An 18,237-nucleotide genomic window follows, 5' to 3' on the forward strand; every position below is an offset into this window, starting at 1 on the left:
CCCAAATGACCATGATACTAAAAAATGTTATAGCTATTTTATTTTGTGCGTTATATATTTCCAGTAGCCAGGGGCTTTTTGCTCAAGAAAAGGGAAAGACTTTATTCAATGACTATTGGCAATTTGCCCAAGAAGATAAGATCACAACCTATGATGAAGCCGCATCCTCTATCCGTTCATGGCGAGAAGTCACTTTACCCCATGACTGGTCGGTCGAAGGGCCTTTTAGCAGTGAATGGGCCAGTGGCACAGGATTTTTGCCGGGGGGAATAGGCTGGTATAAAAAGACTTTTTCAATTGCTGATTATGATCCTGACAAAAGTTATACGATTTATTTTGATGGCGTGTACAAAAACAGTGAGGTATGGATAAATGGTCACCATTTGGGAAAACGGCCGAATGGATTTTTGGCCTTCCATTATGACCTTAGCCCATACCTCAAAGCCAGCGGAAATGAACTTTATGTAAAAGCAGATCACCGTGAATATGCCGATTCCCGCTATTATACCGGATCGGGCATTTATCGAAATGTGTACCTGATTACGCAGGAAAAACAACGCATCCAACCTTGGGGTGTGTTTTTCACTACACCGGAAATCACTGCAAACCGGGCAAAAATCAATGTGCAAGTGGCCATTCAAAATGATGCGCCTCAGACGGTTCCTGTTGACCTTAATGTCAGCCTTCAAGATGCCAAAGGAAATGTAGTAGGGGAGCGCCGAATGGAGAGTTTCTTGCCTGCCAGTAACTATAATCAGGAAACCTTGTCATTTAGTGTGCCTCAACCCCAATTATGGTCAACTGAAGCCCCTTATCTTTATGAATTGAAAATAGAGGTTTTCAAAGATGGGGAGTCTATCGATTATTGGGAAGATAAAGTTGGTCTTAGAAGTTTTCGATTTGATGCCCAAGAGGGTTTTTTCCTGAACGGGGAAAATATGTTGCTAAAGGGAGTTTGTATCCATCATGATGCCGGTGCTTTAGGAGCTGCTGTTCCCAAGGCCGTGTGGAAGCAGCGTCTGACGACGCTAAAGGAGCTTGGCTGCAATGCCATTCGCATGAGCCATTATCCGCACCAAGATTATTTGTATGACCTGTGTGACGAAATGGGTTTTTTGGTACAGGATGAAGCCTTTGATGAATGGGAAGTGGGAAAAAACAAATGGATTGAAGGTTGGAATGTGGGCACTCCCGGAAATGACGGTTCTTATGATGCCTTTAAGGAATGGGGAGAGCAAGATGTAAGGGATATGGTTCTTCGGGCTAGGAACCATCCATCTATCATTATGTGGAGCGTAGGCAACGAGATTGATTATCCGAATGACCCATATAGCCATCCCGTACTGGATGAAGGCCGTAATCCACAGATCTACGGAAAAGGATACCAAAAAGATAATCCGTCAGCCTCCCGATTAGGAGAAATTGCCGGCGAATTGGTAAGTGCGGTCAAGGCGGTGGATACTTCACGACCGGTAACTGCCGCATTGGCCGGAGTGACCATGTCCAATCATACTGGGTATCCGGATGCCTTGGATATTGTGGGTTATAATTACCAGGAATACCGCTATGAAGAAGACCACGGTAATTATCCCAACAGGGTCATATACGGGAGTGAAAATGGAGATGCATTGGAAGCGTGGCTGGCGGTAACGGAAAATAGCTTTATCTCTTCTCAATTTCTCTGGACTGCCTTTGACTTTTTAGGAGAGGCGCGTCCCTGGCCGGCAAGGAGCAGTGGTGCTGGAATCATTGATCTGGCGGGATACCCAAAATCAGATTTTTACTTCCGAAAGAGTCTGTGGAATGAGGAACCTATGGTGTATTTGGCCATTGCGGATAAGGAAGAAAATGTGCATAGAAGGAGAATGTTGGATGCCTTCTGGCAGGGAAATCCGGGTGATACCAAATGGGTGGCTTGCTACGCAAATGTCGAAGAAGTGGAGCTCTGGCTCAATGGAAAATCCCTTGGTACTAAAGAAATAATCTATGATTCGAAAGGAATGCCTGGGTGGAAAGTGGAATATGTCCCTGGTGAACTGAAAGCCGTAGGATATGAAGATGGTAAAGAAGTGGCCACATTTTCCCTTAATACGCCAGGGAGCGTAGATCATCTGGAGATAAGCTCTGAAAAGGGAGAAGCCGATGCCTATTCAGGAGACAGTATAGTGATGCTAGATATATCGTTATCAGATAGGAATGGGAATTTGGTTCCCAATTCCGACCAAAATGTCCGTATTGGTTTGGAAGGGGATGCGGAGCTATTGGGGCTTGAAAGCGGGGATTTGAGGAGCCATGAGGATTATCAGGCATCCCAAAGAAAAACATATAAAGGACGGCTGAAGGCCTATATTAAAATAAAGAAAGAGGCCAGCGATGTCAATGTGGTCGTGGAAAGTGGAAACCTGTCACGAAAATTGTCATTTTGATCCCGACACCGCGGAAAACATTATTTCATATGAAAAGCTGCTTGGGTCATGGGCAGCTTTTTTTGTTGTCTTCCTGCTGATGGTCATCTGTAAGGTTATATTCCGGCCTAATCTCCGGTGAGTTTTGGTAACAAACGGGTGAGGACAGTTCTTTTGAATCAATGGTTTTCCTAGCAGTTTTTTTCTTTGCTTTTTTTGACATGGATTTTTGTTCTTTTCTTACACAAGTAAACCATATTTCGTGGTATTCTCAAATCCAATTGGAAGGGACTGCATGTCTATCATAAATGGTTTAGATATTTTCGATGTGTGATTACTTGCAGAAATATTTATATTGGGAAGTGAGAAAAGAAGCAAGGAATGGTGATAGTAAGGAGGGATCCTTTATTTTGCTAGTGGGGTACGAGGAGAGGTAGTTTACTTTGGATAGATTCATTTTATGAATATAGAAGAACAAAAATACATCAATGAATATTTAGAGCAATTTAGCCCCCTAGGTGAGGAAGTGGTGTCATTTCTTCAGCCACACGTAAAGGTACAGCGCGTCCCCAAAGCAAGTTTTTTCCTTAAAAATGGAGACGTCCAGACCCATATGGGATTTGTTAGTAAAGGGTTGTTCAGGAGGTTTTTTACTAACGAAAAGGGCAATGATATTACCACGGGATTTATCAAAGAAAACCAATATGTGACCGATTATCCCTCATTTATTCGGCAACGCCCCACTAAATATTATTTGCAGAGCCTGGAACCATCTACCGTTGTAAATTTACCTTATGAGGTGATTCAGGAGAGTTATGCAAAATTTAAGAAAAGCGAAATGCAAGGAAGATTGATCGCTGAATCTGTCCTGACCATTTTGAGCGATCGTGTAGAAAGTTTTTTGTTTTTAACAGCTGAAGAGCGATATCTGAATTTTATGGCCACCAATGAAGAGCTAATAAACCGCATAAGCCTGACCCATTTAGCGTCATTTTTGGGTATTGAAAGGCAATCGCTCAGTAGGATCAGGAAAAGAATAGCTTCCAAATGACTTTGTCACTTAAGTGTCAGAAATTCAATGCTGAAGAGTGCGATCTTTGGAATATGAAAAAAATAGAAATAATTGCAGCGTGGTTTATCCAGCAATTCCATGGCATCACTTTGGGTGTATTCCTTTTATTTGGAAGTTTTTGTCCTGTACTAGGTCAGGGATCCTCAATGACCATTCACCAATCTATCCAACACCGTACAGATGTGATATTTGACAGTCTGGTACGATTGAGGCGTGACTTTCACAGGCATCCAGAGCTTTCTGGTGAAGAAGGGCGGACGGCTGCTGTAATTACGAACTACCTGAAGGAACTGGGGTTGGAAGTTTACAAAGGTATTGGCGGTCATGGAGTAGTGGGGGTATTGAGGGGGGATGGAACAGGTAAAAAAATAGCCTGGCGTGCCGATATGGATGCCCTATCCATGGAGGTGAATGATGACCAATTGTTTAGCTCTATTCATAATGATATTCATCATTTTTGCGGGCATGATGTTCATATGACCATAGCACTGGGGATAGCCAATAATCTCGTTCATCATAAAGAAGACATTAAGGGAACCGTATTTTTTATATTTCAACCCTCTGAGGAAAATTACCAAGGAGCAAAAGCAATGATCAACGACGGCCTGTTGGACTTAATTGATCCAGATGAAATTTACGGGACCCATATTTCACCGATGCCTGTAGGATTGGTGGCGTCCAAGCCAGGGTTTTTATTTGCTGATTATAAGAAAATTACGATTACTTTTCGTGAACCAGCCCAGGAAACAGGTTTAGAGGCATATACCAAAGAGTTGTTTGTTGATCTTCAGAATAGAAAGGATGAGAGTAGCTTTTGGGATACACGGAATCTTATGGATCCTGAAATCGGCATTGGGAACCCAAAGACTATTTTCCATGATTACATAACTGTGCGGAGTGATTTTGAGGTAATCCATAAAGATGGTGATATTCAGGTCACTAGTATGGTGAGTGCCAGTAGTAAGGCCATAATGGATTCAATTCCTATAAAATTGCGTGACAAGATCAACGAATCCAGTTATAAGGCGCTATTGAAGCATATTAAGTTTGCTGAGAAAGGATTGTTATATTCTACCCAACGAGCAAATATCCAAAATGACCCAACCCTTGCCAAAAATGCCATCAGAACCATGTCGGAAATTTATGGCGATGACCACGCTATTCCCCTTTACGGTGTCATTCCTGATGGGAGAGGAGATGACTTTGCATATTTTCAAGATAAAATACCAGGTGTATATTTTTTGCTTGGCGGCTCAAATTTTAAAAAGGGAATCATAGCCATGCCCCATTCCTTAGGGTTTAGGGTAGATGAAGGAAGTATCAAGGCCGGCGTCAACTATTTTTCCACTCTATTATTAGAACAAACAAATAAGTGAAGCAGGTGATGGCTCCCAATCAGAATAAAAATCTTGCCGAGAGCAGTTGATGCCTGAGTAGCCCTTCCAGTTTGATAAAAGTAACGGAAGGGGAAAACTGTACCAATGGTAATAGCTTTTTGCGGAAAAATATGTTTTGGTGAGAAATTAAAGTTGAAATATTTTTATGTCCATTTACATATGTAATGAATTGAAATTGTTGTGTTTAAACATTTTTACAGATTTTTTGTACATGTGTGCTAATGATAGGAAATGGTCCATGGTAACTTTATTGAACAATTGATATAGGACAAATAGACGTTTACAATTGTCTTTTGTACTGATCCATTTACTTATAACCTAGGTGCTATCTGGACAGCTTATAACCTCAATTCGATTATAAAATCGTCACTGCGAGGCTTAGAGGGAAATATGAGGGGTGGAAGCCGTGGTAGCTCGCCGCGGCGAGTTGCCACACCCTTTTCCAACCCACATCCTCCTAAAAAGAGTTCGCTATGACGCTTTTAATACTAAAATTAAGTCGATCTCAGGTTTATAAGAGTTGATAAAGAGGTATCGAAACCATTTCCCATTACAATAAATCCAACATATGAAAAGAAAAATTCTACAACTACGAAACCCCATGAAGAAGGGCTGGTGGCTATTAAGCCTATTGTGTTTGATGGTATCCGTCGGTTTTTCCCAACAGTCACAGATCAGTGGACTTGTGGTAGATAGGCAAGGAGAAAGCCTACCTGGAGTGAACATATTGATAAAAGGTACCACAAACGGAACAGTGACCGACCTAGAGGGTAAATTTAGCATTAGTGCATCGAGCCAACAAACATTGGTGTTTTCCTATTTGGGATTTACGTCTAAAGAAGTCCTTGTCGGTAATCAGGAATTTTTAAATGTCACACTGGAAGAAGATCTTTCGGATCTGGACGAAATCGTGGTGGTAGGCTACGGTACTGTAAAAAAGAGCGATCTAACAGGATCCGTAGCTTCCGTGAAGCCTGATGAGCTCAATTTGGGATCCTTGCAGAACATCGATCAAATGATGACGGGCAGGATGCCAGGTGTTCAGATCAACCAAAACAGTGCAGAGCCAGGAGGATCCGTAAATGTCAGGATCCGTGGAGTAGGCTCTATCAATGCCGGAAACGAACCGTTATATGTCATTGATGGAATGCCAATCGATAATAGCCCATCCATTTCTGGATCAGGCTCGGGGATCAGTGACAACAGGAACCCCAAAAACCCCCTCAACCTGATCAATCCCAATGATATCGCTTCCATAGAAGTGCTCAAAGATGCATCGGCAACGGCGATCTATGGTTCCAGAGGGGCCAATGGAGTCATTATGATCACTACCAAAAGAGGCTCCGAAAGTGGCACACGAATTACGTATGATTTTTCTGGAAGTATCCAGCACATGGCCAATAAGGTGGATCTTTTGAGTTCACGGGAATTTGCACAAGTGGTAAACGATATCGAAGAGGACAGTGGCCAGTCTCCCCTTTACAACATGGATGAAGTGGCTGAGCAAACAGACTGGCTCGACGAGATCACCAGAACCGGTTATATCCAAAACCATAACCTTTCGGTAAGTGGTGGAAACGATAAAAATTCCTTTTACTCTTCTGTGAGCTATTATGATCAAGATGGTATTGTGATCAGTTCTGGCATGGAGCGGCTTTCTGCTCGGGTAAATGCCGAATTCAAGCCAAGTGACAAATTTAAATACGGTATTAACCTGACCAATTCTTACGTAAAAAATGACAATGTTCCTTTTGGTACAGGTTTTAATGCCAGCGCGGGGGTGGTCAATTCGGCTATGGAAATCGACCCTACTGTTGATAAATTTAACCCAGATGGATCTCCATATCAGGATTTCAGCATCGATATGGACAATCCTTTGATCATTGCCGATGTGTTTACAGTGGATGAAAATACACGGCTGCTGGGAAGTGTATTTGGCGAATACTCCATTATTCCTGACCTCAATGTTAAGTTGACAGTGGGTTTTGACAAATTGGATGCGCGAAAGGACACTTATGTTCAGTCCACCACGAAGACCGGAATAGCCAATGGCAGCGGTATCGGCACGATCATTACCGGTGAAAAATCAAATAGAATGGTCGAGGCCACGGTAAATTATAATAAAAGTTGGTCTTCCCATCAGGTTAATTTTTTGGCGGGATATACCTTTCAGGATTTTATGAACAAGGGATTCAGTGGGAGTATTGACGGGTTTCCTTCAGATGCTTTGCTGACCAATAATTTTGGTTTGGGAGATACAGAAAGGGACGACCTGAACAGTTATAAAAACAGCAGCAAGTTGATTTCTTATCTTTCCAGAATCAATTATATCTATAATGGCAAGTACTATTTCACTTTCTCGATGAGGGCTGATGGCTCTTCTAAATTTGGTGAAAACAATAAATACGGCTATTTCCCAAGTATGGCGTTGTCCTGGAAATTGTCAGAAGAGCCTTTTTTGAGGAATTCAGAGGTGATTTCCAGTTTAAAGTTGAGAACCAGCTGGGGGCAGACCGGAAACCAGAGTATCGGTAATTTCCAATCCCTCTCTACGTTGGGAGCAGGAGGATTGGCACTGATCAATGGCCTACAGCAGCAGGGCATTACCGCTACGAGGATTCCCAATCCCAACCTCAAGTGGGAAACAACCACCCAGACTGATGTGGGCATAGACCTGGAACTTTGGCATGGGCGGGTAAATCTAGTAGCAGATTATTTTATTCGTAAAACCGATGACTTATTGCTCAATTTACCCTTACCCAAATCATCTGGATTTAACTCCATTTTGGATAACGTAGGGGCGGTGGAAAATAAGGGAGTGGAACTGGGTATAGAGACCTTTAACATTGACCGTCAAAAGTTTACTTGGACCACCAGCTTCAATTTTACCAGTGTAAAAAATGAAGTCACCGATCTGGCCAGTAGTGAACAAATCTTGCAGGGCGGACTTCCGTTTACCTCGGATATTACGATCGTAACCGAAGGTCAACCGCTCAACAGCTACTATGGTCATGTTGTGGAAGGAATATGGCAGGAAGGGGAAGACATCGCCAATTCAGCCCAACCGAATGCTCAGCCGGGTTATCCAAAGTTTAGAGACATCAGTGGTCCCGAGGGCGTGCCCGATGGTACCATTACTGATGCTGATAAAACGGTCATAGGAAGTCCCTTTCCTGATTTTTCGTTGGGATTCCGAAATACCTTCCGGTATGATAGGTTAAGCTTGGATGTGTTTTTTGCGGGGGATTTTGGCCAACAGCTGCTTAATCAAAACCTATTAAGTTCACTTTATCCTATTGAGGTGAGGCGGAATCGGATGGCAGTGCCTCTGTTGAACAGGTGGACACCGGAAAATCCTTCTACTGTTTGGCCGTCAGGAGTAAATCCGACCTCGTATGGTGGTAGTACGGTGAACAGTCTATCGGTAGAGGATGCCACGTTTGTGCGATTGAGGAACCTGAGGTTGAGTTACGATTTTAATGTCAGCAACCATGCGTTTATCAGGGGAGCCAATATTTACCTCCAGGGAAGTAATCTCTTGCTTATCACCGATTACATGGGATTTGACCCAGAAGTCAACTCCCTGAACAATGGAGCCAATTCGGCCAGGGCGGATTATAATTCCTACCCCAATGCACGCACGTATAGTTTAGGTTTTAGACTTACCTTTTAGGATTTTCTGTGAATCAAAAATTGAAGAAGATGAAAACAATTAATATATATATCGCTGGGCTTTTACTATTGTCCACATTGAATTCCTGCGAAGAACAGTTGGTAGAGGAGCCCTATGATCAGCTCATTCCTGACAATATCCTAAATAATGAGGTAGGATTGGAGTCTTTATTGAACTCAGCCTATGGAAACATGCAAGTACACCGGTTTGGGCTTATCCAGTGGCATTATCTGGAGGAAGGACCTTCTGATTTGTTTTTTGAAACTGGAGGTGGACAGGGTAGGAATGCCGCTTTTATCCAGGATTTTACCTTCGATGCAGAACATCCTTGGATTGGAGGAGCTTATAATGGGCTCTGGAATGCCATTAGAGATGTGAACTTGTTTTTGGATAATGTACAGGACGTGACCTATACCCAGGCAGACAAGGATATTCGCATAGCGGAAGCACGCTTTATCCGGGTATTCAATTATTACCTTTTGGTCAAATGGTTTGGTGAAGTTCCGTTGATTTTGAGCAGTACGCCAGAATTGTACCCGGAAAAGACCCCTGCAAGTGAGATGAACCAGTTTATTGAAAATGAGCTAAGGGCGGTTGCAGATGTGCTTCCCGTGGCACAGGCGGAAGAAAACAGGATTACGAAAGGGGCGGCATTGGCAGTGCTTACCAAGTTTTTATTAAACACCAAACAATGGCAAAAATGTGTGGGCGCAGCGGATGAGGTGATTGCGTTGGAAGTTTACGCACTTTATCCGGATTATAAGGGGATGTTTGCGCCCGAAAATGAAGGAAATTCGGAGTTTGTTTTTGTCATGCCGCAGACCAGGGATGCATCCGGTATGGGCACTGAGTGGCTGTCCCTTTCTTTACCCCCTGCATATCCTGAAGATGGGCCAAACTTTGCAGCACAATTTCGATATTATGATGCTTTTGTCAATTCCTTCGATGCCAATGATTTGCGAAAAGACCTCATTCTTACCCACTATGTTCGCAATGATGGTCAGGAAGTGGAATTGTTGGGCAATGACAACTCAAGGAGTTTTAAGTTTCGGGATCCAGCCAGAATAGGAGCAGATCAGGAAAATGATTTTCCCGTTGTGAGATATGCGGATATTTTACTTTCCAAAGCAGAGGCTTTAAATGAACTACAAGGTCCTAATCAGGAAAGTATTGATCTGATCAATCGAGTGAGGTTGAGAGCAGGGCAGAATATGATGATGCTATCTCTAGGAAACTTTGACCAAGCCGGATTGAGGGATCATATCCTTGATGAACGTGGATGGGAATTTTTTTCCGAAATCAAGAGGAGAAGTGATCTGCTTCGCCATGGGAAATTCATCGAACGGGCATTGGCAAGGGGCAAAAACGCGGAGCCTTATCATGTCTTGTTTCCATTTCCCCAAAGTGAAATCAATGCTAATGAAAATCTAGTTCAGAATGAAGGATATTGAGGGTTAAGGTCAGTCAGTTGATGCGGTTTTCTTTTATGGAGGAGCATTGACTGGCTCCTTTTTAAGGGGCATGACCAGTACAATATGATGTAACCTGAGCCCAAAACAAATACCGTTCCTGCGAGCTGCCGGGGATGGTTTTCCATACTGACAGACTTCATTTTGCTGACGCTAAGGATGCAAGGACTAATTGGTCTCGGTTTTATGATCCAAATCAGGTATATAAATAGCTTTTACAAACTTATAAATTAACTATTGATCAATGAAAAATGCTTATCGCATCGCGGGTTGTTTTTGTGCCTGTCTATTGTTTTTGGCTTGGCCGGTATCAAACAGCCAGGCGCAAGATGAAGAAGTTTTGTCGTATAAAATGAAAACCCGTTGGACTGACCAAGTGGATGAGGATAATACCTGGTCGGGCTACCCCAGGCCACAACTCCAACGCGACAAATGGACCAACCTTAACGGATCTTGGGAGTATGCGATCCATCCCCGTGAATCCGTCCAACCTGATCAATTTAAAGGAAAAGTATTGGTGCCCTTTCCAATAGAATCTACCCTGAGTGGGGTGAAAAAAACTGTCGGAAGTGCAAACTACTTATGGTACCGGAGGAATTTATCAATTGACCTGTCAGAAACGGCACAGCGTACATTGCTTCATTTTGGTGCAGTGGACTGGGAGACAGTAGTCTATATCAACGGCGAGAAAGTAGGGGAGCACCGTGGTGGTTATGATGCCTTTTCCTTTGACATTTCAGCCTATATCCATGATGGTGAAAACGAGTTGTTGGTGCGTGTATGGGATCCTACGGACGAAGGGATGCAGGCACGGGGGAAGCAAGTTTCGGATCCAAAAGGCATTTGGTACACTCCTGTGACGGGAATTTGGCAGACCGTCTGGTTGGAGCAGGTACCGGAGGATTATATCAAATCCCTTTATATCACCCCGGATATTGATCATAATACCGTGAAAATAGCGGCAGATCTTTCGGCACTTTCCAATGACCATGTAATAGAAATAAAGGCTTTTTCAGGAGGCAATGAAGTAGCCCAAAGATCGGTTGCTATTGCCGAGAAGTCGGTACATTTTTCCACCTCCATCCGGTTGGAAGACATGGTGTTATGGTCTCCAGATCGTCCACATCTTTACGACTTACAAATATCCCTTAGTGCTGCAAATGGTACCACTACTGATGAGGTGAAAAGCTACTTTGGGATGCGGAAAGTATCCCTTGGCAAGGATGGGAACGGTTACACGCGCATTTTGCTGAACAATGAACCGCTTTTCCAGTTTGGGCTTTTGGATCAAGGCTGGTGGCCGGATGGTCTTTATACGGCTCCTACCGAAGAAGCGATGGTGAATGATATCAAAATGACCAAGGAAATGGGCTTCAATATGCTTCGAAAGCACGTAAAAGTAGAGCCCGCAAGATTCTATTACCATTGTGACCAAATGGGAATGCTGGTCTGGCAAGACATGCCATCAGGCTTTATCCAGGCAGAAAAAGAAACCCAGCATGTGAAACACGATGCCCAGCTGGATTGGCAACGGCCGTTGGAATCTGCTGTCCAATTTGAGAAGGAATTAAAGGCTATGATCGACAATTTATATAATTTCCTCTCAATATTGGTCTGGGTCCCGCTCAATGAAGGCTGGGGCCAATATGAAACCGAAAAACTAGCCACTTGGACAAAACAATATGATCCCACCAGACTGGTGGATGCGCCCAGTGGTTGGGCAGACCGAAAAGTTGGGGATATGATCGATGTGCACCTGTATCCGGGGCCAGGAATGGAAATGTCAGAAGAAAACAGGGCTTCTGTGCTGGGAGAATTTGGCGGATTGGGATTGCCTGTAGAGGAGCACCTTTGGTGGAACAAGCGCAACTGGGGTTATCTGACCTATGAAGATAAGGCGGTGTATGAGAAAGAATTTCAAGGAATCATCAAAAACCTGGAAGGGCTGATCAGTTGGGGATTGTCTGCGGCTATTTACACCCAAACCACTGATGTGGAAGGTGAGGTAAATGGACTAATGACCTATGATAGGGAAGTAGTCAAGCTGGATCCTTCAAAAGTGAAGGAATGGATTGCTCCCCTTTATCGGCCATGGTGGAAAAAACATGACCTTTTGATGGATTCCGAACATCACCCTTCTGAATGGAAAGTAGTCGGACAAGAGCCAAAACAGGGCTGGCAAAATGCTGATTTTGAGGATGAAAACTGGGAAATGAAAGCGGCTCCTTTTAGTGGAAGTGATAATCCTTTTTTGCCCCCTGCATCCGCTTGGAAAGGGAAGGAATTGTACCTAAGGAAGGAATTTTATATCCAAGGGGCTCCCAAAAAACTCTATCTCAAATACTATGCTCCCAAATCTAGGGCTATGCTATACATCAATGGGGAATTGGTACGCATACTCGAGGATGGAGGAGGAAGGAAAAGGCATTATACCCATGTTTTTATGGATAGAGCTGCGAAATACCTGAAACCAGGGAGAAATATAATAGCTGTAAAAGTAGCAGCAAATCCCGGAGAAGGCGCTTTTGATATGGGGCTATACAGCACCGACATTATTGGGCAGTGAAAATTTACTGATGTGATTTGCTTTTTATTCTTGTGTGATATACCATAAACTGATCCTAACCATGAAACGTTATAATATTATCTACAGTACATTTAGCAGAGGTCTCTTTTCTTGGCCGTACCTGTTAACCCTGGTGATGTGTTTGGCGCCATTATTCAGCCATGGACAAATGGAGAGTTCCAAAAACGATAAGCCAAATGTCATCATGGTCTTTATCGATGATATGGGGTATGGAGATCTCAGCGCGTATGGAAATTGTGATATAGCCACTCCAAATATGGACAGAATTGGGCAAGAAGGAGTGACCCTTAGAAGGTTTTATGTTGGCTCGCCCATTTGTTCTCCTTCTCGGGTCACCTTGATGACGGGGCAATATCCCTCAAGATTTAACATTACCTCCTTTTTGGCCAGTAGGGAAAGTAATGAAAAGAGAGGAATGGCGAATTATTTGGACGATAAAGTGCTTACGATCGCAGATCATTTTAAGGCTGAGGGCTATTCGACAGCACATTTTGGGAAATGGCACATGGGAGGAGGTCGTGATGTAGGGGAAGCACCTTTGCCAGCTGCTTATGGGTTTGATGAATCCTTGGTTTCATTTGAAGGATTGGGTGATCGATTACTCGATAAGGATCATGGGCTTTCCAAGCAAAGTGCCGAACTGGGCAGAGGAGAGATCAGATGGGTAGAAAAGCATGAAAAAACACCGATTTACGTCGATCGAACATTGGAATTTATAGAGAGAAATAAGGATAAGCCATTTTATATCAATCTTTGGCCGAACGATGTTCATGATCCATTTCATCCCAAAGAAGACCATTTGAGCTTATTTCCTAATTACGCCAACAATCATTATATTCAGGAGTACTTAGCTGTGATTTACCAACTTGACCAGGAAATCGGAAGGTTGCTGAAAGGCTTGGAGGAAATGGAGGAACTGGACAACACGCTGATTATCCTCACCAGTGACAATGGCCCAACAGATTGGGGTTATTATTATAAAGAGAACTATCAGCCACCGGGAGACGCTGGTCCTTTCCGTGGAAGGAAATGGAGCCTCTATGAAGGGGGGATCCGGGTGCCTTTTATGGCCAGGTGGCCAGAACATATTTCGTCTGGAAAAGTAATGGAATCCACCGTTCATGCTACAGATTTGTTGCCCACTTTGGTTAATCTACTAAACTTGAGCAGGCCTGAGACGTCACTGGATGGAGAAGACAGAAGTCAAGTGCTTTTGGGGACGGAATCTGATCGATCTGAACCGATCTATTGGGAATATGGCAGTCCACATGATATTTCTCCGGGAAATCCGCGGTTTAGGAGTCCCCGCTTAGCCATATTACAAGGATCTTATAAATTACTGTTAAATGATGACAGCACCCAAGTAGAGCTGTACGATGTTTCTAAAGATATTGCAGAAACCCAAAATATAGCCAATAACCATCCTGAGCTGGTGGAGAAACTTTCGGCCAAATTGCTTCGATGGAAGCGGGATTTACCCTAGGGATAACGTTGATGCTTGATTGCCCATAACCCAAAATACCATGCGACGGATTATATTGTTCATAGTGGTTTTTACGTTTGCCGTAACCAAGGAAATTATAGCAACTGAAAAGCCGGTTTTTCATAAGATCACCACTCAAGATGGCCTTTCACATAGTACGGTATATACCATAGCCCAAGACCATAAAGGGTATATATGGATTGGTACCCGTGAAGGGCTCAACAGGTACAATAGTTATGGGTTAAAGACCTATTATAGTGGCCAAGAGCCTATAGGAGGATTGAGCGCTGATAGAATTCTATGTCTTCAGCCTGCAAGTCAACAGCGTCTTCTTATAGGAACCTCAGCAGGCTTGGATCGGTATGATTATGGAACTGACAGGATTGAAAAGATTCATTATCAAGGAAAACCCCTTGGCTATATAAAATGCATTTTCGAATCGAGTGATTCTTTGGTTTATGTCTGTGCCCAAAGTGGACTTTATCTTATTAACCAACAAAACAAAGCAACTCGATTAAGTGAGGAAAGGAATACCCTGGCCATTGCCGAATATAAGACAGGTGTATTTTGGCTGATGACAAGTAAGGGCGTCTATTTGGTAAATAAGTTTGGAGAGATCATTAAGGAGTACACCGATCTTAAGCCAAACCTAGGAGCAAGGAGTAACTTTTATTGTCTTTTTAAAGATAGCAAGGGAACCATGTGGGTGGGTACCCAGGAAGGGGCTTTTTGGTATGTACCTGAAAAGGACAAGTTCGAGCAGGTAAAAGCAGCTGAAGGAATCTCTGAGGTTACGTTGGTACGAGCAATTAATGAAGATGACCGCAATGGGATTTGGATTGGTACTGAGAAAGGAGTCTTCGTCTATGATAAAGCAAAAAGAAGCCTCGAACATCATTCACAATCTTTTGATCAGTCTCCCTACGACTTAAGTGATCAGTCGGTGTATTGTGTCCTTAAAAGCCGCGAAAATATCATGTGGATAGGGACGTATTTTGGCGGGGTAAATTACGTGAAATTGCGGGAATCGGGTTTTGTCAAAGTGGTTCCTGACGGGGGAGAAAAAGGTCTTAGTGGAAAAGCAGTCAGCCAGCTTACAGAAGACAGAAAAGGAAGATTATGGATAGGTTCTGAAGATGCTGGCGTCACACAGTGGAGCAAGGATCGCCAAAAATTCACTTATTTTCTTTATCGTAAAATGGGCAATAGCATCAGTGGAAATAATATTCACGCCATACAGCAAGATCATGAAGGAAATATCTGGCTGGGGACTTTTCTGGAAGGGGTGGACAGGTATGACCCCGATACAGGTAAATTCACAAACTATAGGCACGATCCAGCAGACAGTACCACCATTTCGCATAACAATGTATTTTCGCTAATGTCTGATTCTAAGGACAATTTATGGATCGGAACATGGAAGGGAATCAATATTTATGATAAAAAGAAGGAGCGCTTTAGAAAATTCAAACCACAGCAGATAGGAGAGCGGTTCATTTATGATATGTTGGAGGATCATTCGGGAAAGGTTTGGATATGTACCAGGAATGATGGGATTTTTAGGTATGACCCGGTCACCGACCAATTGGACTGGTTTAATAAGAATCATTTTGATAACCATGGGCTCACAGCAAATAAGGTCATCCATGTCTTTCAAGATTCCCAAAATAGGGTTTGGTTTGGGACACTTAATGAAGGCTTGCTGCAATGGGACAGTGATGCCCAGCATTTTAGCGCATTTACCAAGAGCGATGGCCTGTCAAATAATAATGTGTACGGTATTCAGCAAGACCAGAAAGGTAATCTTTGGCTCAGTACAAATAATGGCCTAACAGTCATGGATCCGGTAACTGGTAAAACGAAAATCTACGATAAATCCAATGGCTTACAGGATACGCAATTTAACTTTAAGTCAAGCTATAAGGATGGAGACGGTAGGATGTACTTTGGTACTGTAAATGGAATGTATCATTTTCATCCAGACAGTATTAATGCCATAGATACTCCACCCAACATCCATTTTACTGAACTTAAGCTGTTTAACAAGCCATTGGAAGTGGGAGGGGTTGACGGGATTCTTTCTTCGCAGATTGATGAGGCACAGTCCATAACATTAAAGTACAGCCAAAATGTAATTACCTTTGATTTTGTGGCCACCAATTATTTTTCGCCAGGAAAAAATGTGTATTCTTATTACTTGGAGGGGTTTGAAAAAGATTGGAACAAGCCAAATGAAAAGCACTCGGCTACCTACACCAACCTGTCTCCCGGTACCTATACCTTCCACGTCAAGGCTGCGAACCCTGATGGTGTGTGGTCCGGGGAAAGGACGTTATTACTTACTGTGGCACCGCCATTTTGGTGGACACCTTGGGCTAAGGTCATTTACGGATTATTGGTCATTACCGCATTTTTTGGCTATCGAAGATATCTTTATCTCAGGCACCAGGAAAAAATGACCTACCAATTGGAAAGGGTAGAAAAGGAAAAGATACAGGAGCTTAACCAGCACAAACTCAATTTTTTTACTTATATCTCTCATGAGTTCAAGACTCCATTGACATTGATCATAGCAGTAATCGATAAATTTCTGGATCACCAAGTGCATTCCAGTCATCAACAGGAGGATTTTAGATTGATCAAACGTAATGCTTCACGTTTACATTTCCTCATCGACCAGTTGATGGAATTTCGAAAGACAGAATCTGATCATACCGATCTAAGTCCGAAGTGGGGAGATGTGATTTTATTTTTACAAGATACCTTTTTGGCTTTTTTACCGCTTTACCATAAAAAGGATATTACCCATCATTTCAGGACAAATTGCCAGGGAATTGAGGTGCTTTTTGATGCCGATAAGCTTGAAAAGATCATTACTAACCTAGTATCAAATGCCGTCAAAAGTACTCCGAGGTTTGGTGAAATTACCATGGAAGTGGAAATGTCACCATCGGATATTCCAGGTCAGGCCTTATTTAGTATCCATGTGGTAGATAATGGCAGGGGCTTGACAAAAGAGGAGCTGGATAAAATTTTCATGCCTTTCTATAAAGGGAATAATCCTGCCCAAGCTGAAACAGGCTCAGGGATTGGTCTGGCCTTGGTGAAAAGCCTCACCAAATACCTTGGGGGAACCATTAGTGCAGAAAGCACTGAAGACCAAGGGATGCGCATTACCGTAAATCTTCCATTTCAGACGACTTCGGATAAACAGCAAGCGTACACTAAGGTTGAAGGGAATAAAGGGCTCCTGATCGATGAAGATTATTATTACTTGGAAGTACAAACAGATAATGCACAAGTTCAAAATACTGAAGGGGAAGTGACATATGAATTGATGATTGTGGAGGATAACGAAGAGATGCGGAAATTTTTGTGTTCCTATTTTTCACGATTTTATAAAGTAACAACAGCAAATGACGGGGTTACAGCCTTGGAAATAATAGGGAAGCGCGTCCCAGATGTGATTATTTCGGATGTGGTCATGCCCAAAATGGGTGGAGATCAACTTTGTACTACCATTAAAAATAATATTGATACCAGTCATATTCCGTTTATATTGCTCACGGCAAAATCTACGGTGGAAAATAGGATCGAAGGGCTGGAGGTCGGGGCAGATGCCTATTTGCCAAAACCCTTCAATTTGCAAGAGCTAAGACTTATGATTAAGAATACGCTGGAGTCCCGTAACAGCTTGAAGCAGCATTTTCTGAAATTTGGAAGTGTGGACAATTATGATCATCCTGTAAACAATAAAGACCACGAATTCCTTACCAAACTGATTGAGATTGTGCATCAGCACTTAGAAGATCCGGCTTTTAATATCGCTGAATTCAGTAGGGTAGCGGGTGTCAGTAGAACCCTCTTGCACATGAAACTTAAAAAATTGGTCAATCTCAGTGCTACAGAATTTGTGAAGGCAATCCGGTTGAAGAAATCCACCAATTTATTGATAGCAGGAAACAATGTCTCTGAGGTGGCCTACAAAGTAGGCTTTAATGATCCCAACTACTTTAGTAGGGCATTTAAAGAGAAATACGGTATTCCCCCATCAGAATACAAAGAAGAGAATGAGCCAAATGAAAATAGGCTCGGAGACTTATATGCATTTATAAACGATCAATCATCACTAAATTCATAGTTAATATTAT

The 18,237-nt window shown here is 42.8% G+C and carries 8 protein-coding genes; all 8 read left to right on the forward strand.

Features of this window, described 5'->3' with window-relative positions:
- The first annotated feature begins 5 nt into the window (after nucleotides 1–5).
- Complete coding sequence (locus tag FDP09_RS14860) at nucleotides 6–2,426, forward strand: glycoside hydrolase family 2 TIM barrel-domain containing protein (RefSeq protein WP_187328681.1); 2,421 nt, start codon at nucleotides 6–8, stop codon at nucleotides 2,424–2,426.
- 439 nt (nucleotides 2,427–2,865) lie between these two features.
- Nucleotides 2,866–3,456, forward strand: coding sequence for a Crp/Fnr family transcriptional regulator (locus FDP09_RS14865; protein ID WP_137403423.1), 591 nt, complete (start codon nucleotides 2,866–2,868; stop codon nucleotides 3,454–3,456).
- 53 nt (nucleotides 3,457–3,509) lie between these two features.
- Entirely contained in the window at nucleotides 3,510–4,853 is a 1,344-nt protein-coding gene (locus FDP09_RS14870; protein WP_137403424.1) for an amidohydrolase, read from the forward strand.
- A gap of 589 nt (nucleotides 4,854–5,442) precedes the next feature.
- A complete protein-coding gene (locus FDP09_RS14875; RefSeq protein ID WP_137403425.1) occupies nucleotides 5,443–8,547 on the forward strand; it encodes a SusC/RagA family TonB-linked outer membrane protein in 3,105 nt (1,034 codons plus the stop codon).
- A gap of 29 nt (nucleotides 8,548–8,576) precedes the next feature.
- Nucleotides 8,577–9,998: a RagB/SusD family nutrient uptake outer membrane protein gene (locus FDP09_RS14880; RefSeq protein WP_137403426.1), complete on the forward strand. Its 1,422-nt coding sequence runs from the start codon at nucleotides 8,577–8,579 to the stop codon at nucleotides 9,996–9,998.
- Between the two features lie 262 nt (nucleotides 9,999–10,260).
- Complete coding sequence (locus tag FDP09_RS14885) at nucleotides 10,261–12,582, forward strand: glycoside hydrolase family 2 protein (RefSeq protein WP_137403427.1); 2,322 nt, start codon at nucleotides 10,261–10,263, stop codon at nucleotides 12,580–12,582.
- Nucleotides 12,583–12,643: 61 nt separating this feature from the next.
- Nucleotides 12,644–14,086, forward strand: coding sequence for a sulfatase-like hydrolase/transferase (locus FDP09_RS14890; protein ID WP_137403428.1), 1,443 nt, complete (start codon nucleotides 12,644–12,646; stop codon nucleotides 14,084–14,086).
- Between the two features lie 40 nt (nucleotides 14,087–14,126).
- Nucleotides 14,127–18,227 carry a hybrid sensor histidine kinase/response regulator transcription factor gene (locus FDP09_RS14895; protein ID WP_137403429.1) on the forward strand — a complete coding sequence of 1,367 codons (4,101 nt, stop codon included), beginning with the start codon at nucleotides 14,127–14,129 and terminating at the stop codon, nucleotides 18,225–18,227.
- The last annotated feature ends 10 nt before the right edge of the window (nucleotides 18,228–18,237 follow it).

The organism is Echinicola rosea (genome assembly GCF_005281475.1).
Lineage (GTDB): Bacteria > Bacteroidota > Bacteroidia > Cytophagales > Cyclobacteriaceae > Echinicola > Echinicola rosea.

What these genes read in the sequence shown, in the direction of transcription:
- FDP09_RS14895 (WP_137403429.1), top strand. Translation starts at nt 14,127, where the DNA reads ATGCGACGGATTATATTGTTCATAGTGGTTTTTACGTTTGCCGTAACC.
- FDP09_RS14890 (WP_137403428.1), top strand. Translation starts at nt 12,644, where the DNA reads ATGAAACGTTATAATATTATCTACAGTACATTTAGCAGAGGTCTCTTT.
- FDP09_RS14885 (WP_137403427.1), top strand. Translation starts at nt 10,261, where the DNA reads ATGAAAAATGCTTATCGCATCGCGGGTTGTTTTTGTGCCTGTCTATTG.
- FDP09_RS14865 (WP_137403423.1), top strand. Translation starts at nt 2,866, where the DNA reads ATGAATATAGAAGAACAAAAATACATCAATGAATATTTAGAGCAATTT.
- FDP09_RS14880 (WP_137403426.1), top strand. Translation starts at nt 8,577, where the DNA reads ATGAAAACAATTAATATATATATCGCTGGGCTTTTACTATTGTCCACA.
- FDP09_RS14870 (WP_137403424.1), top strand. Translation starts at nt 3,510, where the DNA reads ATGAAAAAAATAGAAATAATTGCAGCGTGGTTTATCCAGCAATTCCAT.
- FDP09_RS14875 (WP_137403425.1), top strand. Translation starts at nt 5,443, where the DNA reads ATGAAAAGAAAAATTCTACAACTACGAAACCCCATGAAGAAGGGCTGG.
- FDP09_RS14860 (WP_187328681.1), top strand. Translation starts at nt 6, where the DNA reads ATGACCATGATACTAAAAAATGTTATAGCTATTTTATTTTGTGCGTTA.